The 21,116-nt window shown below is 65.7% G+C and carries 19 protein-coding genes and 1 tRNA gene; 10 read left to right on the forward strand and 10 right to left on the reverse strand.

Translation table 11 applies throughout. The features are described from left to right. The first annotated feature begins 212 nt into the window (after positions 1-212). Positions 213-2,117 (forward strand): AAA family ATPase, encoded by a 1,905-nt coding sequence (locus AC07P1_RS28745; RefSeq protein WP_494699048.1) that lies wholly within the window; start codon positions 213-215, stop codon positions 2,115-2,117. Here the strand turns inward: AC07P1_RS28745 and AC07P1_RS28750 are convergent. Beyond that, on the reverse strand, positions 2,114-2,707 hold the full coding sequence (locus tag AC07P1_RS28750; protein ID WP_494699049.1) for a hypothetical protein: 594 nt from the start codon (positions 2,705-2,707) through the stop codon (positions 2,114-2,116). The genes AC07P1_RS28745 and AC07P1_RS28750 overlap by 4 nt on opposite strands. 241 nt (positions 2,708-2,948) lie before the next feature. On the opposite strand from AC07P1_RS28750, the gene AC07P1_RS28755 reads away from it, so the two are divergent. After that, positions 2,949-3,033 (forward strand) — tRNA-Leu (locus AC07P1_RS28755). Positions 3,034-3,140: 107 nt separating this feature from the next. On the opposite strand, the gene AC07P1_RS28760 is transcribed toward AC07P1_RS28755, so the two are convergent. Next, a complete protein-coding gene (locus AC07P1_RS28760) occupies positions 3,141-3,335 on the reverse strand; it encodes a hypothetical protein (RefSeq protein WP_315220719.1) in 195 nt (64 codons plus the stop codon). Positions 3,336-3,520: 185 nt separating this feature from the next. Between AC07P1_RS28760 and AC07P1_RS28765 the strand changes: the two genes are divergently transcribed. The 4 genes from AC07P1_RS28765 (at position 3,521) to AC07P1_RS28780 (ending at position 5,873) form a co-directional block, all read left to right on the forward strand. Then, entirely contained in the window at positions 3,521-4,027 is a 507-nt protein-coding gene (locus AC07P1_RS28765) for a hypothetical protein (protein ID WP_494699050.1), read from the forward strand. Positions 4,028-4,165: 138 nt separating this feature from the next. Further along, positions 4,166-4,876 (forward strand): choice-of-anchor J domain-containing protein, encoded by a 711-nt coding sequence (locus tag AC07P1_RS28770; protein ID WP_494699051.1) that lies wholly within the window; start codon positions 4,166-4,168, stop codon positions 4,874-4,876. A 60-nt stretch (positions 4,877-4,936) separates the two neighbouring features. Further along, entirely contained in the window at positions 4,937-5,260 is a 324-nt protein-coding gene (locus tag AC07P1_RS28775; RefSeq protein WP_494699052.1) for a hypothetical protein, read from the forward strand. Between the two features lie 100 nt (positions 5,261-5,360). Continuing rightward, positions 5,361-5,873, forward strand: a complete 513-nt coding sequence (locus AC07P1_RS28780) for a glycine zipper 2TM domain-containing protein (protein WP_494699053.1) — start codon at positions 5,361-5,363, stop codon at positions 5,871-5,873. Between the two features lie 68 nt (positions 5,874-5,941). On the opposite strand, the gene AC07P1_RS28785 is transcribed toward AC07P1_RS28780, so the two are convergent. Continuing rightward, entirely contained in the window at positions 5,942-7,489 is a 1,548-nt protein-coding gene (locus AC07P1_RS28785; RefSeq protein ID WP_494699054.1) for a S10 family peptidase, read from the reverse strand. A 110-nt stretch (positions 7,490-7,599) separates the two neighbouring features. After that, positions 7,600-8,934, reverse strand: a complete 1,335-nt coding sequence (locus AC07P1_RS28790) for a BNR repeat-containing protein (protein ID WP_494699055.1) — start codon at positions 8,932-8,934, stop codon at positions 7,600-7,602. A gap of 104 nt (positions 8,935-9,038) precedes the next feature. Between AC07P1_RS28790 and AC07P1_RS28795 the strand changes: the two genes are divergently transcribed. Continuing rightward, the gene (locus AC07P1_RS28795; protein WP_494699056.1) at positions 9,039-9,485 is read left to right on the forward strand and encodes a hypothetical protein; all 447 of its coding nucleotides are present in this window, start codon (positions 9,039-9,041) and stop codon (positions 9,483-9,485) included. A 6-nt stretch (positions 9,486-9,491) separates the two neighbouring features. Here the strand turns inward: AC07P1_RS28795 and AC07P1_RS28800 are convergent, their stop codons facing one another. Genes AC07P1_RS28800 through AC07P1_RS28810 form a run of 3 tightly spaced genes read right to left on the reverse strand, consistent with a single transcriptional unit; the run spans position 9,492 to position 12,714 of the window. Next, positions 9,492-10,715 (reverse strand): ABC transporter permease, encoded by a 1,224-nt coding sequence (locus AC07P1_RS28800; RefSeq protein ID WP_494699057.1) that lies wholly within the window; start codon positions 10,713-10,715, stop codon positions 9,492-9,494. After that, positions 10,712-11,497 (reverse strand): ABC transporter ATP-binding protein, encoded by a 786-nt coding sequence (locus AC07P1_RS28805; protein ID WP_494699058.1) that lies wholly within the window; start codon positions 11,495-11,497, stop codon positions 10,712-10,714. Before AC07P1_RS28805 ends, AC07P1_RS28800 begins: the two co-directional genes overlap by 4 nt. Next, positions 11,494-12,714 (reverse strand): efflux RND transporter periplasmic adaptor subunit, encoded by a 1,221-nt coding sequence (locus tag AC07P1_RS28810; RefSeq protein ID WP_494699059.1) that lies wholly within the window; start codon positions 12,712-12,714, stop codon positions 11,494-11,496. The genes AC07P1_RS28805 and AC07P1_RS28810 overlap by 4 nt, the downstream gene beginning before the upstream one ends. A gap of 291 nt (positions 12,715-13,005) precedes the next feature. On the opposite strand from AC07P1_RS28810, the gene AC07P1_RS28815 reads away from it, so the two are divergent. The 3 genes from AC07P1_RS28815 to AC07P1_RS28825 all read left to right on the forward strand — a co-directional run bounded on the left by AC07P1_RS28815 (position 13,006) and on the right by AC07P1_RS28825 (position 17,454). Further along, positions 13,006-13,716 carry a dienelactone hydrolase family protein gene (locus tag AC07P1_RS28815; RefSeq protein WP_494699060.1) on the forward strand — a complete coding sequence of 237 codons (711 nt, stop codon included), beginning with the start codon at positions 13,006-13,008 and terminating at the stop codon, positions 13,714-13,716. Positions 13,717-13,834: 118 nt separating this feature from the next. Further along, positions 13,835-16,459 carry a sensor histidine kinase gene (locus tag AC07P1_RS28820; RefSeq protein WP_494699061.1) on the forward strand — a complete coding sequence of 875 codons (2,625 nt, stop codon included), beginning with the start codon at positions 13,835-13,837 and terminating at the stop codon, positions 16,457-16,459. Continuing rightward, the gene (locus AC07P1_RS28825) at positions 16,456-17,454 is read left to right on the forward strand and encodes a response regulator (RefSeq protein WP_494699062.1); all 999 of its coding nucleotides are present in this window, start codon (positions 16,456-16,458) and stop codon (positions 17,452-17,454) included. Before AC07P1_RS28820 ends, AC07P1_RS28825 begins: the two co-directional genes overlap by 4 nt. 10 nt (positions 17,455-17,464) lie before the next feature. Here the strand turns inward: AC07P1_RS28825 and AC07P1_RS28830 are convergent, their stop codons facing one another. The 3 genes from AC07P1_RS28830 to AC07P1_RS28840 all read right to left on the reverse strand — a co-directional run bounded on the left by AC07P1_RS28830 (position 17,465) and on the right by AC07P1_RS28840 (position 20,948). Next, on the reverse strand, positions 17,465-18,685 hold the full coding sequence (locus AC07P1_RS28830; protein ID WP_494699063.1) for an aminotransferase class I/II-fold pyridoxal phosphate-dependent enzyme: 1,221 nt from the start codon (positions 18,683-18,685) through the stop codon (positions 17,465-17,467). 108 nt (positions 18,686-18,793) lie between these two features. Beyond that, a complete protein-coding gene (locus AC07P1_RS28835) occupies positions 18,794-20,248 on the reverse strand; it encodes a sensor histidine kinase (RefSeq protein ID WP_494699064.1) in 1,455 nt (484 codons plus the stop codon). Continuing rightward, entirely contained in the window at positions 20,241-20,948 is a 708-nt protein-coding gene (locus AC07P1_RS28840) for a winged helix-turn-helix domain-containing protein (RefSeq protein ID WP_494699090.1), read from the reverse strand. Before AC07P1_RS28840 ends, AC07P1_RS28835 begins: the two co-directional genes overlap by 8 nt. Positions 20,949-21,116: the final 168 nt, after the last annotated feature.

A 21,116-nucleotide genomic window follows, 5' to 3' on the forward strand; every position in this document is an offset into this window, starting at 1 on the left:
AAACGCGAGACAAAACGAAAAAGGACCGCTATAGTTCACCTACGACGAGTTGCCGCACGGCATGTTAGTTTCACAAGATTCGTCCCAAGTTAATCCTTAGCAACACCCGGCTGCGCCACACCGCGCACCGGCAATGGCGGCCTCGGCTGCTGCGCCCCACTCCCGCGCACCAGCCCGACACACAGCTGCCCACTCCAGGTTGGATAGCGCACATGTTTACTCTTCACAAACTTCAATCCGCACTACGCAACAATTACGTCCGCGCCGCGCTGCTGTTGCTGGCGGTCGCCGCCGCCGCGCTATTCAGCTGGCGCAGCGACGTGCCGCAGGACACCGGACCGATCATGCGCTCGCAGGACATTTCGCAGATCACCGCGCTGGCCACGCAACGCGAGCGGCTCGAATACCTGATGGTGGCCGCGCCGCTGTCGGAGGCGCCGCGCTATATCTTCAAGCTCAAGGGCGACCCGATGCTGCGCGTGATCAAGGTGCCCAGCACCTCGCACCTGAGCCTGGAGCGCGAGGTCCTGCTGCGCAATAACATTCCCTATTCCATCGCGCGCGAGGACTACCTGGCGTCGCACAAGGCGGTGCTGATCGACGAGGACGACAGCAAGCTGGCGCGCGCCGGCGGCTTCCTGCGCCGCCACGCGGTCGATATCCTGCTGATCGGGCTGGTGCTGTTCCTGCTGCGCCACGGCATCCCCGGCACCGGCGTCAGCGCCACCGTGCTCGATCCCTCCCAGCTCAAGGGCAATATGGACGACCTGATCGGCATGGAAGATATCAAACAGGAAGTGCTGCACCTGGAAGACATGATCCGCAACCGCGCCGTGTACCGCGAGCACGACATCGACAAGCCGTTTAACGTCATGCTCACCGGCCCGGCCGGCACCGGCAAGACCAAGCTGGCCGGCTACCTGGCCAAGCGCCTCAACGTGCCGCTGATCCAGGCGTCGGCCTCGGCGCTCGAATCGGGCTACATCGGCGGCGGCTCCAAGGCGCTGCACGCGCTGCACCGCAAGGCCTGCGCGCGCGGCAGCTGCATCATCTTCCTCGACGAGGCGCAGGGCTTGTTCATGCCGCGCGGACGCGGCGAAAAGAAATGGGAAGACGACACCGCCAACACGCTGCTCGGTCTGCTCGACGGCGTACGCAGCGACCAGGGCGCCGGCGTGATCTGGGTGGTGGCCTCCAACTTCGACGACGCGTCTTCGCAGATGGACGAGGCGATGCTGCGCCGCTTCTCCGTCAAGATCAACTTCCGCCTGCCCAACAAGGGCGAGCGCAGCGAGCTGCTGCGTTCCTTCCTGTCGCGTAAGGCACACGGTTGCGTCGATTGGGACGCGCTCAACCTCGACCACGTGGCCGAGATCACAGCCAACCTCAGCCCGGCGCTGTTGCAGACGGTGGTCGAGCGCGCCAGCATGATCGCCATCCAGGAGAAGACCGTGATCAACACCGACTTGATGTTCCGCGCCTTCGAGCGCGCCACCATCGGCCTGACCGACCGCGCCACCACGGCCGAGAAGACCCGCCAGCGCGAACGGGTCGCGCTGCACGAGCTGGGCCATTTCTTCATGCAGATCGATCCGTGGCTGCGCGAGGGCCTGCCGCTGGCCGAGGTGAAGGAACGTTCGCCGCTGCTCAAGATCAGCACCGAGTCGGTGTCCAAGCTCGGCGCGCTCGGCTATGTGCTGTCGGCGTCGGACGACGTCGCGCTGCGCACGCTCGAGGAGCTCGAGCGCGACGTGATCCAGCTATACGGCGGCGTGGCGGCGGAGGAGTTGTTCTACGGCGCGCGCGGCATCTCGGTCGGCAGCCAGAACGATATCCAGAAGGCCACCTCGATGCTCGACATGATGGTCAACAAGCTGTCGATGTACTCGCGCTCCAAGCTGGACTACTCGCAATTCAAGAACAAGGAAAACGACCTCGACCAGGTTCAGGCCAAGGCGGACGAGCTCTACACGTACACCTTACAGTCGATCAACGATTACCGCGAGCAGATCAGCGAACTCAAAGATGTGTTGATGGACCAGTATGTACTGTCGAAGGACGCCATCTTCGCGCTGCTGGAGCAGCAGCATCAACAGCGCTTGTTGAAGGCCGCCTAGCGGCTCCATCCCTGGGACAGGGCCAGCACCAGTTGGGAAAGGTTGACGACGACCAAGAGCCACATGGCCAGCTCGACGCGGCTGATCCGCTGGTCGACCCTTTCGACTCGCTGGTCGACCGCCCCGAGGCACTGGTCGACCCTTTCTACTCGCTGGTCGACCGCCCCGAGATGCTGGTCGACCCTTTCGACGCGCTGATCGACCGCCTCGAGGCGCTGGTCGACCCTTTCTACTCGCTGATCGACCTTGTCAACCTGCGTGGCCAGGTTGTCTACCCTGACGGAAAGCGCCGCCACGTCGGCACGCAATAGCGAGACCTCGTGTTCGAGCGTCTGCAAGCGCCAGACCAGACCGTTCAACCGCTCCTCCAGCACCGTCGCTTTGACCGTCAGCGCGGCGACCTCCTTGCGCATCGCGCCGACCAGTTCACTGTGAGTGCGCAACACCCGCTCCAGCGCCGCCAGACGCCCGTCCTGATCGCCTAGTTGCTCGCCGTGGGATTCGAGCTGTTCGGTGTGCGCCGCGCTCACCAGCTCAGTCAGCGCATCGACCCGCGCGGCCAGCATATCCACTCTCTCGGACAATTCCATAGCGCCCTCCATTCCTTCCGGTGCGTGGCTAAAGTTTATACTGTTTGCTGGAATACGATGGTCGTTCATGCATACATTGTCACACCTGAAAAGACGGGCTCATCCAAACAAGATGGGAATGTTTGATCCGCGTCGAACCTGGCGCAGACGGCGATGACGGCCGGCCACTTGCTTAAAAACCAAATAGTGCGCATCAAGGCTTGCGGCTGCGGGGCAAATCAGTGATAATGCGGGTCGCGTTGCCGGGATGGCGGAATAGGTAGACGCACGGGACTCAAAATCCCGCGCCGCAAGGCGTGCCGGTTCGATTCCGGCTCCCGGCACCATGAATATGAATCGAATACGAAGTACCCTGCCTCACCAAACGACAAAACCCGCATCGCCAACAGGCTCTGCGGGTTTTTTGTTGGATGGCGCTGGCGCGCCAGGCCCGTCACTGGTGGCGGCGGATGGCGTCGCTCTTGCGGCGGGTCTCCGGATAGGCCAGCACGCGGCGGATCGCTTCCGTGGGGACCTTATACGTTTGCATATACGCCCAGGCGATCGCGCTCCCTTGTGACTCGGCCAGCCAAATTCCATGTTCCACCGCCGCGCTCAGCGAAGCGTTGTGTCGTTGTTCTGTTTGCATGTGCTCTCTCCCAATAGACACGCAAGTTATCATAAAAATAAAAACAATGTCGCATGCGAATTAAAGTACACCATTATACTGTATAAAAAGACAATTTCCCCAACCCTGCCCACCCCTTCGTTAGGCCCCGAACAGACGCCGTCCCACGCGTCCTTTATGCTGGGCTTTTTAACTCGGGAGCAGTCATGGGCTTTGACCTCGGAAACTTATTGCAGAAGTTCGCGGGACATCCAACCGCGGCCGATCCGGAAGGCGTCGCACAGGCGTTCTCGCACGTCGTCGGCGATACGCCGCGCTCTTCGCTCGCGCAAGGATTGACGTCCGCCTTTTTGTCGAACGAGACGCCGCCTTTCGGCCAACTGGTCAGCCAGCTGTTCGTGCGCAGCGATCCGCAGGTGCAGGCCGGCTTGCTGAACCAGCTGCTGGACGACGTCGGTCCGGCGATGCTGACCGCCCTCGCCGGCAGCGTCGGCGAACTGTTCACCGCCAACGGCCACGCCACATTAACACCCGGGCAGGTTGCGGAAATCACGCCGCCGCAAGTGGCCGAAATCGCCAGCACCGCGCAGCAGCACAACCCGGGCGTCGTCGAGCGCGTCGCGACCTTTTTCGCCGACCATCCGCAACTGGTCAACTCGCTGGACAGCGCCAGCCTGAAGGTCGCGCTGGGCAAAATGGCCCAGGTGCACTGACGGGCACCGCCGGGGCGACGAAGTAAGGATCAAACGACGGCAGGGTTGTTTTGAGTTTAATGACAATAAGTTAAGCATGCTATTTTGACCATGACGGCGGGCGCCCGCTCGCCGTTTTCCACATTACTGGAGGTTAAGATGGCTGTTCCATTCAAATCCGCTTTGATTTCAGCTTTCGCATTGGCATCGATCCTGGGCCTGAGTACCGGCGCCTCGGCCGATCCACTGACCGAAAACTTCGAGGCCGGCGTGCCCGCAAGCTGGACCGTCAACAACCTGAGTCAACCGCCGGGCACGCTCGACTGGTTCCAGGGCAACGAGTTCGTCTTTGAAGCGCAACAGGGCGCGCCGAACTCCTATCTCGCCGCCAATTTTGAATCGGGTGCGGAGTTCTCCACTATCAGCACCTGGCTGATACTGCCCACCGCCACCTACCGCAATGGCGACACGCTGTCCTTCCACAGCCGCACCGCCGAATTTTCGGAATGGCCGGACCGCTTGGAGGTCCGCTTCAGCAACGTCGGCGGCACCGACGTCGGGACCACCGCGACCAGCGTGGGCACGTTCTCCCACCTGCTCATCAGCATCAATCCCACGCTGGAGGTCGGCGGCTATCCGGAAGACTGGACCCGCTACAGCGCCACCTTGAGCGGCCTGACCGGCCCGACCACCGGGGCGTTCGCGTTCCGCTACACGGTCACCGACGGCGGGCTGTTCGGCGCCAACTCGAACTACATCGGTATCGACACGGTGCAAATCACCGCCGTGCCCGAACCAAGCGTGTACATGATGATGGCGTTCGGACTGGGCATGGTCGGCTACATGCGCAGGCGTCAGTCCCGCGCTTGAGCGGGCGAGTGTGGGGCGGGTCCGCCGCAGCGTGGGTCCGCCCCGGCGTAGAATGTCGCAATGGCTACCAAATCCCCGAAATCCCCCACCTTTCCCGGTCCGTTGACGGCGCGCGGCGCCGTGCTGGCGGTACTGCTTTCCGATAGCGACCAGGCCGGCAACCCGCCGCTACAAGGGCGCACCTCGCTCGCGGCCATCGTCAAGAGCTTGAAGCGCAAATATCACTGGCCGGTCGAAGTCAGCAGCTTTCCGTCGAACGGCGCCGATGGCAGGGCCACTTGGGCCACCGTCTACAGCCTGCCCGCAGCCGTGGTGGAACGCGCGCTCGATCGGGGCGGGCGCGAATGGCTGGAGCGCCGGACCGTCGCCAAGAACGCGCCGTAACATCTGCTTACTCCGGAAACACTTTCCAGGTCACCCCGTTCCCTCCCCGCCCCGTTATAGGAGCAAGCGCCACAGATGGCGATATTCAGGAGAGAAGAACATGGAACATACCGTACCTAACCGCATGCACCCGTTGCTGGCCGTCGCCGCGTTTTCCGTGACCATCGTCAGCCTGGTCGGCGCCGCCTCCATTCTCGGTTTGCTGCCGTACTCGCAAGCGAAAGGCAGCGCGGCGGCGGAGATCAGCGCAGCCGCACCTGCGATGCAGGCGAACCAGCCACTGACCGCGCAAGTGCAACCGCAACAGCCGCCGCAACCGCAGCCACGCCAGATCGTCGAGCGCCGCACGGTGGTGCATCACACGTATGCGCCGGCCCGCCAGGCAAGCCGCAATGACGACCGCAACGAAGTGGCGCAGGCACCGGTGCAGCGCGCTCCGGCACCGGCGCCGCAGAACAGCGCGGTCGGCATCGGCCTGGGTGCGGTGGTGGGTGGCCTGCTGGGCAACCAGGTGGGCGACGGTAAAGGCAGGACGCTGGCAACCATCGCCGGCGCGGTGGGCGGCGCCTACGCCGGCAACGAAATCGCCAAGCGCAATCAGCAAGAACAGTAAAGTAAGGCTAGGGTTCCGTATGCCCGCATTCCCGGTCGGCGCATGCCCGCGCCGGACCGGGAACCGGTTTAGTACTTGGCCGGCGCGTTGGGCGCCGGTGTCGCCTGGCGGATGAAGTCGCGCAGATCCTCGTTGGCGCTTGCCAGGTCTTCCGACCGCAAATACATCATGTGGCCGCTGCGGTAGCCTTCAAAGCGCAGGCGGTCCTTCATCTTGCCGCTCGGGTCCAGCTGCCACATCGTGTACTTGGCGTCGAAGTAGGTGCAGGCGCCGTCGTAGTAGCCTGACTGGATCATCACCTTCAGGTAGGGGTTGGCGGCCATCGCCAGGCGCAGGTTCTCGCCGGTTTTCTCGTTCTTGAAATCCCACGGATGGACGTCGCCGAACAGGTTGTACTTGATGTCGGTCTTGTAGCCCAGATCCACCCGCAGATACTGGTTGATGGCCGGCGTGAACGAGTGCAGCCACGACGTCAGTTCGGCGTTGTAATCGACCTTGTCGCCCGAATCGCTCTTGTCGATGCCGAGGTAGCGCGAGTCGAGGCGGCCGACGGTCTTGCCCTGCTTGCGCAGCAGCTCCTTCCAGAAACTGTCCACCGGCACCGACAGGTTGTTCTGCAGCACATAGGTTTCCGACAGCCCGGAGTAGCGCGCGAACTTGGCCGCGATCCGTGCCTTCGTCTGCGGGTCGATGAAGCCGCCGCGCGCGGTCGCCGGCAGCAGTTCGTCGACGGTGAAGGCTTCGACTTCCGGCAGCAGATCCTTCAGGTCGCGCGCCTGCAGGTCGGCCGGCAGCACCTTTTGATACCACGCGGTGGCGGCGAAGTACGGTAGCGCCAGCGCGTCGGCGACGATGCCGTCGCGCTTGAGGCCCAGTTCGGTCGGCGACACCAGCACCACGCCGTTCAAATACATCCACTGGGCGTTCTGCAATTCCAGCGCCAGGCCGGCCACGCGCGAGGTGCCGTAGCTCTCGCCGATCAGGTATTTCGGCGACGTCCAGCGCCCCTCGCGCGAAACGAAGGTGCTGACCCATTCGGCCAGGTAGGCGATGTCGGCGTTGACGCCGAAGAAGCGCGCGCGGTCGCTCTTGCCGTCCAACACGCGCGAGAAGCCGGTGTTGACCGGATCGATGAAGATGATGTCGGCGACGTCAAGTATCGAGTGCGGGTTGTCGCGTACGCCGTAGGGTTGGGTCGGATAGCCTTCGGCGTCGAGGTTCAGCACTTTGGGGCCGGTGTAGGCGACGTGCATCCACACCGACGCCGATCCCGGACCGCCGTTAAACGACAGCACCAGCGGACGTTTGCTCTTGTCGGCGACGTCGGTGCGCTGGTAGTAAGTGTAGAACAAGGTCGCGCTGACCTTGCCGTCCTTGTCCCACACCGGCTGCGTGCCCGCCGTGACCTTGTATGGCACCGCCTTGCCTTTGATGGTCACGGTCGCGGTTTTGCTCACGCGCGAATCGGCCTTGATGACGCGCTCGTTGGCCAGCAGATCGGCCGCGCGTTCCTTGCCCGGCGTCGGCTGTGCTTTGTCGGCTTTGTCGGTATCGTGGTCCTGGGCGCAGACGGCGGCGCTGACGGCCAGCAGCATGAGGGCAAGCTTGGATTTCATGGGCTACTCTTGACGTTAAAGAATCAATGGTAGTCCAATCAAATACCACTCGACAACAAAATACGTGCTACCGGCGGTACCGATTTGTCACGTATTGTTTCAACGCGGCTTTAGCGCGGCCGCCAGTCCAGCACCCGCACCGGCTTGGGCGGCGCCACCGCCTGCCCCTCGCCATCGACCTGCTGCACGTCCTGCACGAACAGGCTGAGCACACCGTTGCGCCGCCACAACTCGGTGTCGAAACTCGGCTCCCACGCGCCCACCGACGCCTCGGTCAGATCGCTGACTTGCCACTTGCCGCCGACAAAATCGCTGACGCTGACGACCGACACCTTGCTGCCGCGTTCCTCGTCGCGAAACACCAGCAGGCCGCCCGGCGTGCCAGTGCCGGGACCGGCATCGACCATGATTTGCGGACGCGCGATCGGGATGCGCTTGGTGCCCTGCCCGCTGAGCGAAAACGCCGTCTTGCGGAAATCGAGCGAACGCGCCGTCCAGCCGGCGCCAGTGTGGAATACCACGTGGTACTGCGGGACCGTCGAGCCGGCGTCGCGCCAGTAGCTGGCGATGTAGGGGTTGCCGTCGCGGTCGGCGGCCATCGAGGTCTGGTTGATCAACTCGCTGTTTTGCGGGATGCGCAGCGCGTACTCGGCGCTGCCGGCGCTGATCGGCAAGGTGTAGGGTTGGCCGTCCGATTTCTCCCAGGTCACGCCGCCGTCGCGCGAGCGCGCGTAGGCCAGGTCGTGGTTGCTGGCCACATCCGGCGATTCGCGCCACACCCACGACAGGTGCAAGGTGCCCTTGTGGTCGAGGAAGGCTTGCCAGTAAGCGTTGCGTTTGCCTTCGCCGGTGATCAGGTTGGTGTGCAGCCGCGACCAGCGCCGCGTCGTCGCGTCGTAGCGGTTGATGACCAGGTCGCCCCGGCCGGAACCGCCCAACCGGTAGAAAAACAGCAGGTTGCCGTCCGGCAGACGGTAGAACTCGGGATACGACACCGACTCCTCGTCGGCGCCGACCATGGCCAGCTTGGCGCCCAGTTCCAGCGATCCCGGCTTGACGCCGCGCGCGTAGCGCAGCGCGTTGTTGTGGTGGTCCCAGGACACGTGCAGATAGCCGGCGCCGTCGAGCATCAGGCTGATGGCGTTGTGGGCGTCGGCGGCGTTGCCCCGATACGGCGTGCGTTGCGTGGTCCAGCGCGACGTGCCCAGCTTGCGCTTGCCCAGCACCAGGTAGCGCTCGGCGTCATAGTAGCCGACGTATTGCGTGTGCTGGTCCGAGACGAGCGAATTCTTGCGGAACACCACGGCGTTGACCGAATTGTTGGCCCAGCCGGGGCCGACGACCGATTCCGTCGGCGCCTTGGCGGAATCGGCCGCCATCGCCCACGATGACGCGGTTGCGACGCACACGGCCGCCAACGCCGCCGACAGCAAGTTGTTCTTCATCTCAGTCGCCCTTCCTGATACATATCAAATGCAACTTTAGTTTCTCTTGGGAAAATATGCCATATAATATCCTTCGCTCCACCCGCGCCCAAAAAACTGCCGCCATGAATACCGATATCCTCGACACCGCTCCGCAAGACGCTCCTTTGGAATTCTGGGAGCAACGCATCAAAGCCAGCCGCTGGTTGATCACCAAGACCGTGGCGCTCGGCGCGTGCGCCGCCGTGCTGGGCGTATTGGGCCAGGGCTGGCTGGAGCACGCGGCGCCGCTGTTTCCCTTCATCAGCCAGAATTATGGCATCTGGCAATCGGTCTATCTGCTCTCCCTGCTGATCATTTTCTTCATCTGGGCGGCCGCGATGCGGCAAAAACTGGGGCTGCTGGACAACAGCAAAAAGGGTTTCCAGGTGCAGCTGCGCATCGCCGAGCACAACGAGCGCCGCGCGCAGCAGGCGCGCGAGGTGCGGGAGCGGCGCAAAAAGCTGGAAGAGGACCGCGACCCGGTGCTGTTCTTCAAGAGCGCCACGCGCAGCAAAAAATTCGACTATTGAGCTTCTTCACTCATAGCGCAGGCAATCGACCGGCAGCAGCTTCGACGCCCGCCGCGCCGGATAGAACCCGAAGAACACTCCCACCAGGCTGGAAAAGCCGCACGCCACCACCACCGCCTGCAAGGTGATGAACACGTCGAACTTACCGGTCGCGGTGATGCCGGCCGCCGCCGCCGTGGCCAGCAGGATCCCGAACACCCCGCCCACCAGGCAGATGACCACCGCCTCCGTCAGGAACTGCAGCAGCACGTCGCGCGGCTTGGCGCCGATCGCCATGCGGATGCCGATCTCGCGGGTGCGCTCGGTCACCGACACCAGCATGATGTTCATGATGCCGATGCCGCCGACGATCAGCGAGATCGCGCCGATCAGGCCAAGCAGCGCGGCCAGGCCGGCGCTGATGGTCTTGGCCGTTTCCGCGAACGAGGCCAGGTTATCGATGCGGAAATCGTCCGGCTGTTCGAACTTGATGCGGTGGCGGTCGCGCAGCGTTTCGTTGATGTCCTGGATGGCGTCCTGCAGGTTGCCGCCCGACTTGCCCTGCGCCACCACGTAGTGCACATTGCCGGGGAACGGCATCTTCACCAGGTTGGCGGCGGCGGCGGTGATCGGCACCAGCACGTAGTCGCTCAAATCACCGCCGTCGACCTGCTTGCCTTCGCCGTACAGCACCCCCACCACCTGGAACGAGACGTTCTCGATGCGGATGTATTTGCCCAACGGGTCGATCTTGTAGAAGAACTGGTCGGCGATCTTGCGGCCGATGACCACCATGCGCGCGGCCGAGCGCACGTCGGCGTCGCTGAAGGCGCTGCCCTTGTCGATCTTCCAGCCACGGATCTTGAACATGTCCGGCGTGACGCCGTGCACGGTCTTCGACGCGCTCTCGTTGCCGACCGCCAGAACGAAGCCGCCCTGCAGGGTCGGCGCCGCGCCGGCCAGCGACGGCAACCGGTTCAGCGCCGCCGCGTCGAGCATCGTCAGGGCCGGCGCGGCGCCGTTGCGCAGGCGCTGCTGCTGCGCGCGGTCGCCGCCGGGGGAGATGAACAGCATGTTGGTGCCCAGTTGCTCCAGTTGCTTGCCGATGAAGCGTTTCATGCTGTCGCCGACGGCCAGCAGCAGCACCACCGAGGCGATGCCGATGATAATGCCCAGCATCGTCAGCAGGGTGCGCAGGCGGTTCGCCAGCATCGAGCGGAACGCCTCTATCGTGATCTGTAAAGGATTCATGGCGCCGCCACGCTGGTCGTCGCGACGGGTGGATGGCCTAGGGCCGCCTCGTGGCTCAGCGCCATCTCGCGCAAGCCTTCGGCGGCCGGGCCGTCGTACAGCACATGGCCGTCCTTCAGGCGCATCAGCCGCTTGCTGTAGGCTGCGATGTCCGGTTCGTGCGTGACCAGCAGGATGGTGATGCCGCGCTCCGCGTTCAATTGCTGGAACGAGCGCATGATCTCATCGCTGGTCTGCGTATCGAGATTGCCGGTCGGTTCGTCGGCCAGGATCAGCGGCGGATCGCCGACCAGCGCGCGGGCGATCGCCACGCGCTGCTGCTGGCCGCCGGACAGCTGGTTCGGCGTGCGCTTGGCGTACTCCTTCAATCCCACGCGCTCCAGCTCCACCAACGCCTTGGCGTGCGCCTTCGCGCGCGAGACGCCGGCGTAGATCAATGGCAGCGCGACGTTCTCCGCCACGCTCATGCGCTTGATCAGGTTAAAGCTCTGGAACACGAAGCCGATGGTGCGGTTGCGGATGGTGGCCAGTTCCGCCCGCGACAAGGTCAGCGTGTCGACACCGTCGAGGAAGTAGCTGCCGCCGGTGGCCTGGTCCAGACAGCCGAAGATGTTCATCAAGGTCGACTTGCCGGAGCCGGACTGTCCCATCACCGCCAGAAAGTCGCCGCGCGGCACCGCCAGGTCGATCCCGAACAGCACCTTGGTCTCGACGCCGCCCGAGAAGTAGCTCTTGGTGACGCCGCGTATGTCGATGAGCGGGCTGTCAGCTTCCGCGGTCAACGCACACCGTCCTTGTTCTCGACGATCGCGCGGGTGACGACCTTGTCGCCCTTTTTCAACGCGCCGCCCACCACCTCCGTATAGCGGAAGTTCGACAGGCCGATCCTGATGTCCATCGGCTGCGGCTGATTCCTGGCGTCGAGCGTGTAGATCTTGAAGGTGCGCGTCAGATCGGCCTTGGTGCGGAAGGCGCCATCGTCGTCCGGCGGCGGCGCGTCCAGCGCGGTGTCGGCATCGGCGCCCGCCTTTGCGCCCTTGGCCGACTTGGCCTGCCGCTCGACCTCTTCGTCGCTGAGGCGGAAGCGCAGCGCGGCGGTCGGAATACGCAGCACGTTCTCGCGGTTGCCCACCAGCAGACGCACCTGCGCCGTCATGCCCGGCTTGAGCAGCTCGTCCTGGTTGTCGACGTCGAGCACCACGTTGTAGGTGACGACGTTCTGCACCACGTTGGCGGCCAGGCGGAACTGCCGCATGCGCGCCTCGAATTCCCGGTCGGGATAGGCGTCGACGACGAAGCGGGCCTGCTGTCCCTCCTTCAGCGCGCCGACGTCCGCCTCCGAGACGCTGGTATCGATCTGCATCTTGGTCAAGTCCTGCGCGATCTGGAACAGGTTCGGCGTGGTGAACGACGCCGCCACCGTCTGTCCCAGGTCCACGGTGCGCTTGATGATCACGCCGTCGATCGGCGAGCGGATCACGCTGTTGTTCAAATCCGCCTGCGCGCGCGCCAGCTGCGCCTGCGCCAGCTGGATGTTCGCCTGCGATACGTCGACCTCGCGCTTGGACTGGTCCAGCGCCAACGGCGAGATGAAGCTTTGCGTCACGAGGGTCTGGTTGCGCTGGTGCGTGGCCTGCGCCAGCCGCAGCGAGGCGCGCGCCGATGCCAGTTGCGCCTCGCCCTGGCGGATCTGCGCGTTGAAGATGGTCGGATCGAGCGTCAGCAGGAGCTGACCCTTTTTCACGCGGTCGTTGAAATCCGCCTTCAGCACGTTGACCGTGCCCGAGACTTGCGAGCCGACGTTGATCAGGGCGACCGGGTTGATGGTGCCGGTGGCCGTCACCGTCTGCGTGATGGTGCCGGTATCGACGGCAGCGACGCGGAATCGTGGCGGCTCCACCACGGGGGTCTGGCTTTTGGAATAGAACGCCAGCGCGGCGCCGCCGATCACGATCACGCCAACCGCCAGCGCGATCTTTTTCTTGGTGAAAAAGGCCATCGTTTTTTATCTGTCTCATCGTGGAGACCCGGCCATATGCGGATCAACCCGGCAAGTATTGAGCAGTTTTGCAAAAAACGCAATCCGACGCCGGAAATCGCCATCCCGCACACCGGAAGGGAGGCCCGTATCACTTAGGGGATGGCCGCCCGCCCCCTGATGGCGGGATAGGCAATTTTGCAATCCAACTTTGCAGGAATGGCCGTTCCCAGCGACGAAAATCGGCCTTACCATGTACTCCATCGCCAGGCCATGACGGCCTGGCGGCGGCTAATACAACGGAGCAAAAACATGAACGCATCCCTTAAAGAATCCCTCACCGTCACGGTCGCCGACGGCAGCTTCCAGTGCTACGTCGCGCGTCCGGCCGGCAGTGGCGGCGCGCCGGTGATAGTGGTGCTGCAGGAGATCTTCGGCGTCAACGCCGGCATCCGCGGCATCTGCGACGACTACGCCGCCAAGGGCTACATCGCCGTCGGCCCCGACCTGTTCTGGCGCGCCGCGCCGGGCCTGGACATGTCCGAGTCCAGCCCCGGCGACTGGGAGCGCGGCTTCGCGCTGTACAGCGCCTATGACGTCGGCGCCGGCGTCGGCGACATCGCCGCCACCGTGGCCGCCGCCCGCGCGATGACCGGCGCCTCCGGCAAGGTCGGCGTGACCGGCTACTGCCTCGGCGGGCTGATGACCTTCCTCACCGCCGCCCGCGCCGACGCCGACGCCTTCGTCGCCTACTACGGCGGCGCCACCGAAAACTACGCGGCCGAAGGCGCCGCCATCAAACGCCCGCTGCTCTACCACCTGGCCGGCGAGGACGAATACATCGGCAAGGACGCGCAGGCGGCCATCCACGCCGCGCTCAAGGACAACGCCAACATCGAGATGCACACCTACCCGGGCTGCAACCACGCCTTCGCCCGCCCGGGCGGCGACCACTACGACGCCAACGCCGCGACCCTGGCCAACGGCCGCACCGACGCCTTCTTCAAGCGGCACCTGAACTGATCCCGGCAGACCGCCGGCCGCAAGGCGCGAAACAACAGTTCCCCAAAAACCGCCTACGGGCGGTTTTTTATATGATATGGTCGCGGTTCTGCAGTAACCATGCAGCACCAGCTATCTCATGACTATCAACTCTTTGCCGCAACTGTTCTCGCCGCCGGCCGATCCATCGCTGATCAATTACGGCACCTACACCCCCTCGCTGGTCGCGCTCTCCATCCTGGTTGCCATCTTTTCATCATGGATGGCTTTGCAAGTAATCGGCCTGGCACACGCCAGCACCAGCCGGGGGCGCGGCCTGCGCATCGTCATGCTTGGCAGCGGCAGCCTGGCGCTGGGCTGCGGTGTCTGGGCCATGCACTTCATCGGTATGCTCGCCTTTAACCTGTGCACCGTGGTCGACTACGATCCCGGCACCACCTTGTTGTCGGTGCTGCCCAGCCTGGGCGCCTCCGGCGTCGCGCTGGCGATCATCAGCCGCCGCCACCTGACCACCGCCACCTTGCTGAGCGGCGGCCTGCTGGTGGGCGCCGGCATCGGCGCCATGCACTACACCGGCATGGCGGCGATGCGAATGGACCTCGCCCTGCGTTACGATCCGGCGATGTTCGCGATGTCGATCATTGTGGCGGTGGTGCTGGCCACCCTGGCGATCTGGATCCGCTTCGGCCTGCGCACCCTGCGCGGCCGGCTGCACCGCCACGTGCTCGATCTGATCAGCGCCAGCGTGATGGGCTGCGCCATCGCCGGCATGCACTACACCGGCATGGCGGCGGCGCGCTTCGTCGGCCAACTGCCGGCCGGCGCCGTGCCGGAACAACGCGCCACCTTCCTGGCGCTGGCGATCGGCCTGATCACCGTCGCCATCACCATCTTCATCATGTCGGCCAACGGCCTGCTGCGCTACCGCGAACTGTTCCGCCAGAAAAGCGAAAGCGAAAGCTGGATGCGCGCGCTGCTCACCACCACCATCGACGGCGTCATCACCATCGACCGCGCCGGCACCATCCACGAATTCAACATCTCGGCCGAGCGCATCTTCGGCTGGACGCGCGGCCAGATCGTCGGCCGCGATATCCGCCTGCTGATGGCCGACCAGGAGCGCGCCGAACGCGAGGGCCTGCTCAAATACCTGGGCGAGGACGCCGCCACGCTCACCACCAAGGGCCGCGAGGTGCTGGGCGTGCGCAAGGACGGCTCCATCGTGCCGATCCGGCTGGCGGTCGGCCACGCGGCGCTGGCCGAGCGCGATCTGTTCGTGCTGTTCATCACCGACATCACCGAGCGGCGCGCCATCACGCAGGCCCTGCGCGACAGCGAACTGCAATTGCGCTCCCTGGTCGGCAACATCCCCGGCATCTCCTTCCGCAGCAGCATGGAGTTCGACGCGCCACCGCTGTTCATCAGCGACGGCATCGAGCGCCTGACGGGCCACCCCGCCAGCGATTTCACCGGCGCCGGCCGCACCCGCAAACTGAGCTCGCTGATCATGCCCGAGGACCGCGCCGGTGTGGCGGCGGAGATCGGGCGCAGCATCGCCGCGCTGGCCCCCTACAAGATCGAATACCGCATCGTCCACGCCGGCGGCGGCACCCGCTGGGTGTGGGAAAACGGCGCCGTCACGCGCGACGAGGACCGGCCGGACATCGTCTGGATCGACGGTGTGATCCTCGACATCACCGAACGCCATCAGATGGAGCAGGAACTGCGCGAGGCCAAGGAGATCGCCGAACGGGCGGCGGCGGCGCGCGCCAGCTTCGTCGCCAACATGAGCCACGAGATCCGCACCCCGCTCAACGCCATCCTCGGCTTCACCAAGGTGCTGCTCGACACCGATCTCGACGCCAGCCAGCGCCACCAGCTGGGCACCGTGCACAAGGCCGGCCGCTCGCTGCTGCGCCTGCTCAACGGCGTGCTCGACACGGCCAAGCTGGACAAGGGCGCGGTGGAACTGGAGAACGCCGACTACAACCTGGCGGAGCTGATCGACGAACTGGCGTCCACCTTCGGCGGCAACGCCCGCAACAAGGGATTGCGCATCGAGGTCGATTACGACACCGCGCTGCCGGCGTGGCTGCGCGGCGACCAGTTGCGCATGCGCCAGGTCATCGGCAACCTGGTCGACAACGCCATCAAGTTCACCGAGGCCGGCACGGTCACGCTGCGCGCGCGCCGCGACGACGGTTGCCTGCGCATCGAAGTGCGGGACACCGGCATCGGCATCGCGCCGGAACGGCTGCAGGCGATCTTCGACCAGTTCACCCAGGCCGACGCCTCGATGACGCGGCGCTTCGGCGGCACCGGGCTGGGCACCACCATCAGCCGCCAGCTGGTCACCCTGATGGGCGGACGGATCTGGGCCGAGAGCGCGCCGGGCCAGGGCGCCACCTTCCACGTCAGGCTGCCGCTGGAGGCGGCCGGCGACCAGACCGGCAGGCACGCCGGCGCGGGCGCGGGTTGGTCCGCGCCACGGCCGCCGCCAACGGTGGACGCAACGCCGCCGGCCGCCTACGACGCCGCGCTGGTGCGCGCCAAGGCCGCCCTGCTGCTGCCGGCGCTCAAGCGCGGGGAATTGAACGACGCCGCGCTGGCGGCGCTGGCGGCCGGCATCGACGGCGCCGGCGCGCCGGCCGCGCTGACCCGGCAGCTGGCCGCCATCGAGAACGCCCTGAACGACTTCGACTTACCGCTCGCGCACGCGACACTGGAAGCCATGCTTGAAAGCCTGGCGGAGGAAAATCAATGATAACGACGCACCAACCGAACATGCCGTTGATCCTCGCGGTCGACGACGAACCGAACAACCTGCAACTGCTGCGCCACATCCTGCAGGACCATTACCGCCTGCTGTACGCCAAGGACGGCGCGCGCGCGCTGGAGCTGGCGCGCCAGGAGCTGCCGCAACTGATCCTGCTGGACGTGATGATGCCGGGGATGACGGGCTACGACGTCTGCCGCGCGCTCAAGGCCGGCGGCGCCACCGCCGACATCCCGGTCATTTTCGTCACCGCGCTGACCGAGGGCGACGATGAACTGGTCGGCTTCGACGCCGGCGCCGTCGACTACATCACCAAGCCGGTCAACCCGGCGATCGTGCGCGCGCGCGTGCGCACCCACCTGTCGCTGGTGCGCGTGGACGAACTCAAACGCACGCGCCTGGAGATCGTCCAGCGCCTCGGCCTGGCCGCCGAATACAAGGACAACGAGACCGGCCGCCACGTGATCCGCATGAGCCACTATTCGCGCATCCTCGGCCTGGCGCTGGGCATGGGCGAGGCCGAGGCGGACGACCTGCTGCACGCGGCCCCGATGCACGACGTCGGCAAGATCGGCATCCCCGACAGCATCCTGCGCAAACCGGGGCCGCTGGACGCGGACGAATGGAAGATCATGCAATCGCACGCCGCGATCGGCGGCGAAATCATCGGCAAGCACGCGCACGGCATGCTGGCGATGGCGCACCAGCTGGCGGTCACGCACCACGAAAAATGGGATGGCAGCGGCTATCCGAACGGCCTTGCCGGCGAACGGATTCCGCTGGTGGGGCGCATTGTCGCCATCGCCGACGTGTTCGACGCGCTGACGTCGGCGCGGCCCTACAAGGAGGCCTGGCCGGTGGAGAAGGCGGCCGAGCATTTGCTGCAGCAGCGCGGCAAGCATTTCCAGCCGGAGCTGGTCGACCTGTTCCTGAAACAGATGCCCGCGCTCCTTGAGGTCAAGGAGCGCTGGGCAGAGCATTGAGTGGTAGGCCTCAGGCCACCAGGCGCAACTCGCGTCCCGCCATGCGCGCCATCACGCCGACCACGTGGTCGATCTGCGCGCGGGTATGGCCGGCGTTCATCATGAAACGCAGGCGCGCCTGGCCCACCGGCGCGGCCGGGAACTGGATCGCGTCGACGTGGATGCCCTCGCGCCGCAGTTCGATGGCGTAGCGCTGGCAGGTCTCGGCGTCGCCGATCAAGACCGGCAGGATCGGCGTCTGCGTCGAGATGATGGTGTAGCCCAGCGGCGCCATCTTTTCGATGAAATAGCGCTGGTTGTCCCACAGGCGCTGGCGGCGCTGCGGCTCCTCCTCCAGTAAATCCAGGGCCGCCAGCAGCGCGGCCGCCTGGTCCGGCGGCGGCGGACAGGTGAAGCCGTAGGCGGAACTGGTCAGGCGGATCACGTCGGCGACGTCGGGCTCGACGGCGACGAAGCCGCCGATCGAACCGAGCGCCTTGCTCAAGGTCCCCATCTGCATGATGTTCTCGCTGTAGCAGTTGAAATGTTCGGAGGTGCCGCCGCCGTTGGCGCCCAGGATGCCGGTGGCGTGGGCGTCGTCGATGTACAGCAGCGCGCCATAGCGCTCGGCCAGCGCCACCAGGTCCGGCAGCGGCGCGATCGTGCCCTCCATGCTGAACACGCCGTCGCTGACGATCAGCGGCGTGGTGCCCTCCTCGGCGCCGGACTTCAGCAGCGCCTCCAGGTGGTTCATGTCGCAGTGGCGGTAGTTGTAGCGCAGCGCGCCCGACATCTGGATGCCTTCGCGGATGCTGATGTGATTGAACTCGTCCGAGTAGTAGGCGTACTTGTGGCGCTTCTTGGTGCGGAAGCCGTGCAGCCGCGCCAGCGTGGCCGCCTTGACGATCGACGACAGCACGCCGATGTTGGTCATGTAGCCGGTCACGAACAGCACGGCGTCGCCCTTGTGCTTGAGCGCCCCGAGGCGCCGTTCCAGCTCGCGGTAGACTTCCAGGTCGCCGCCCAGCAGGCGCGATTCGCAGTTGCCGACGCCGTAGCGGTCCAGGCCCTGTTTGGCCGCCGCCACCAGGCGCGGATGGTTGGCCAGCGCCAGATAATTGTTGGTGCTGAAGGAGACCACCGTCTCGCCGCGCGTGACGAAGGTCGGATCGGGCAGGGTGCTGTGCACCAGCGAGTCGTGGTGGATCGGGTGGTGTTGCAGCCAGTGGGCGATGTCGCTTAAATCATGCATGGTCTTGGAGAGTCGAGTGATCGTGTATCCATGATAGGAGCGCACGCCTCTCCGCAAGCTTGCGGCCACATTACGGGTAGGATAGCTTGGCGCCGCGCCCCCTCGCCGTCACCCCGGCGCCAGCGGCAGCAGGATGCGCGCGACCAGTCCGGGCGCGCCATCCTCCAGCGCCAGCGAGCCGCCGTGCGAGGTGGCGGTGGCGCTGACGATGGACAATCCCAGGCCGTTGCCGGGCAAATGGCGGCTTTTGTCGAGGCGATAAAAGCGCTGCGTCACGTTGCCGCGTTCCGCCTCCGGGATGCCGGGGCCGTTGTCGTGGATGGCGATCGACGCCTGGCCGTGGTGCAGGCCGGCCCGCACGCGGATGGCGGCGCCCGGCCCGGCGTACTTGATGGCGTTGTCGAGCAGGCTGGCGACGGCGCTGGCCAGCAGGTTGCGGTCGCCGTCGACGTACAGCGAGGCCGGCGCGTCGACCGTCAGCGCGATGCCGCCATCCTCGGCGATGGCCTCGTACATCTCGCCGATGTCGGCCACCACCCGCCCCAGGTCGAGCCGCTCGAACAGGCGCGCGCGCATGCCCGATTCGGCCTCGGCGATCTGCAGCAGGCGCTCGAACAGGCGTATCAGATCGTCGATGTCGTCGATGGCGTCGTGGGCGGCGCCGGACAGGCGCGGCACCGTCATCTCGTGGCGCAGCGCGTCGTCGAGCCGCCCGCGGATGCGGCTGAGCGGCGTGCGCAGGTCGTGGGCGATGGCGTTGGAGACGTGGCGGATGCCCTCCATCAGCAGCTCGATGCGGTCGAGCATGCGGTTGATATCGCGGTTGAGCAGCGCGAACTCGTCGCCGCCGGAGACGGGAATGCGGTGACTGAGGTTGCCCGCCTCGATCTGGGCGGCGGTGCGGCGGATCTCGCCCAGCCGCCCCTCTATGCCACGGCGGAACAGCAGCGCGCCGCCCACCGTCAGCAGCAGCGAGACGCCGGCGCCGGCCAGCAGCGCGCGCCAGATCACCTCGCGCACCGCGTACTGCTCGCTCAGGTCGCGCCCGACGATCAGCAGGCCGCCGTCGGCCATCGGCCGCAGGTACAGGCGTGCCGGCCGGTCATGGCCGTGGCGCTGGACGACGGTGGTGAGCATGGCCGCCGCACGCCGCCCCGGTCCGGTGGCGGCGCCGGGCGGCACCGCGTCGAGATTGCCGGCGGCGGGAAGGCCGTCGCCGCCGAGCAGCTGGAATATCTCGCGGTCGGTGTCGATGCCGTCGGCCAGTTGGCGCCGCACCTCCTCCACCAGCGAGCCGTGGCCGGGGAAGCCGGCGTGTTCGAGCAGGCGCTCCGACTGCATGACGATCTTGCCGTCGAGGTTATCGTCGAGCACACCGATGGTGCCGGTGTAGAACACCGCCGACACCACCACGATCGAAAAGGTGCCCAGCAGGCCGTAGCCCAGCGCCAGCTTGGCGGCGATCGAGGCCCGCCCGAGCGGGCCGAAAGGCCGCTTGGCCGGCAACCCGCCGGACCGGCTGGACAAGGGGGCCGTGGGGGCCGAGGAAGACGAATCAGTCAAGCGCCTGCCCCGTGTCGCCGGCCGCGCCGGCGCCCATGCGGTAGCCGACGCCGCGCAAGGTGTGGATCAGCATGACGGGGAAATCCTTGTCCACCTTGGCGCGCAGGCGGCTGATCTGGACGTCGATCACATTGGTCTGCGGGTCGAAGTGGTAGTCCCACACCGATTCGAGCAGCATGGTGCGCGTGACGACCTGGTTCTCGTTGCGCATCAGGTACTCGAGCAGCCGGTACTCGCGCGGCTGCAGGGTGATGACCCTGGGGCCGCGCGTGACGCGCATGGTGCGCAGGTCCAGGGTCAGGTCGGCCACCTGCAGCTGGGTGCTGTCGGCGCCGGGGGCGCTGCGCCGCAGCAGCGCCTCGACGCGCGCCAGCAGCTCGGAGAAGGCGAAGGGCTTGGACAGGTAGTCGTCGGCGCCGCCGCGCAGGCCCGTCACGCGGGCGTCGATGGTGGTCAGCGCGCTGACGATGATGACGGGGGTCTGCTTGCCCAGCGCGCGCAGCTTGTCGACGATGGACAGGCCGTCGATGCGGCCCGGCAGCATGCGGTCGAGGATGATCAGGTCCCACTGCTCGCCGGTGGCGTGATCGAGTCCGTCCGGACCGGTCGCGCAGGCGGTGACCAGATAGCCCGCTTCGCGCAGGCCCTTGCAGATGTAGTTCGAGGTTTCTACTTCATCTTCGATGACCAGGCAGCGCACGCGGTTCTCCGTCAGATTGGGGCGATGGCGGTATTCTACCTGCTTGCGGAGTGGGCGGCTTGGGGCGCCGTCGGCGGCTGGTGGCTTGGAGACAAGGACAACGTGGTGAACTCCCGCCCGGCAGACGTCGTTGCGTCGCACAGGGGGTGGCACCATCTTGGTAGCGCC

The sequence above is a fragment of the Duganella sp. GW821-FHT07F09 genome, from assembly GCF_059418705.1.

Bases quoted from the DNA above. Each gene is read 5' to 3' on its own strand.
- AC07P1_RS28780 (WP_494699053.1), top strand. From the start codon at position 5,361: ATGGAACATACCGTACCTAACCGCATGCACCCGTTGCTGGCCGTCGCC.
- AC07P1_RS28795 (WP_494699056.1), top strand. From the start codon at position 9,039: ATGAATACCGATATCCTCGACACCGCTCCGCAAGACGCTCCTTTGGAA.
- AC07P1_RS28770 (WP_494699051.1), top strand. From the start codon at position 4,166: ATGGCTGTTCCATTCAAATCCGCTTTGATTTCAGCTTTCGCATTGGCA.
- AC07P1_RS28775 (WP_494699052.1), top strand. From the start codon at position 4,937: ATGGCTACCAAATCCCCGAAATCCCCCACCTTTCCCGGTCCGTTGACG.
- AC07P1_RS28760 (WP_315220719.1), bottom strand. From the start codon at position 3,335: ATGCAAACAGAACAACGACACAACGCTTCGCTGAGCGCGGCGGTGGAA.
- AC07P1_RS28820 (WP_494699061.1), top strand. From the start codon at position 13,835: ATGACTATCAACTCTTTGCCGCAACTGTTCTCGCCGCCGGCCGATCCA.
- AC07P1_RS28815 (WP_494699060.1), top strand. From the start codon at position 13,006: ATGAACGCATCCCTTAAAGAATCCCTCACCGTCACGGTCGCCGACGGC.
- AC07P1_RS28745 (WP_494699048.1), top strand. From the start codon at position 213: ATGTTTACTCTTCACAAACTTCAATCCGCACTACGCAACAATTACGTC.
- AC07P1_RS28810 (WP_494699059.1), bottom strand. From the start codon at position 12,714: ATGGCCTTTTTCACCAAGAAAAAGATCGCGCTGGCGGTTGGCGTGATC.
- AC07P1_RS28765 (WP_494699050.1), top strand. From the start codon at position 3,521: ATGGGCTTTGACCTCGGAAACTTATTGCAGAAGTTCGCGGGACATCCA.
- AC07P1_RS28830 (WP_494699063.1), bottom strand. From the start codon at position 18,685: ATGCATGATTTAAGCGACATCGCCCACTGGCTGCAACACCACCCGATC.
- AC07P1_RS28750 (WP_494699049.1), bottom strand. From the start codon at position 2,707: ATGGAATTGTCCGAGAGAGTGGATATGCTGGCCGCGCGGGTCGATGCG.
- AC07P1_RS28785 (WP_494699054.1), bottom strand. From the start codon at position 7,489: ATGAAATCCAAGCTTGCCCTCATGCTGCTGGCCGTCAGCGCCGCCGTC.
- AC07P1_RS28800 (WP_494699057.1), bottom strand. From the start codon at position 10,715: ATGAATCCTTTACAGATCACGATAGAGGCGTTCCGCTCGATGCTGGCG.
- AC07P1_RS28790 (WP_494699055.1), bottom strand. From the start codon at position 8,934: ATGAAGAACAACTTGCTGTCGGCGGCGTTGGCGGCCGTGTGCGTCGCA.
- AC07P1_RS28825 (WP_494699062.1), top strand. From the start codon at position 16,456: ATGATAACGACGCACCAACCGAACATGCCGTTGATCCTCGCGGTCGAC.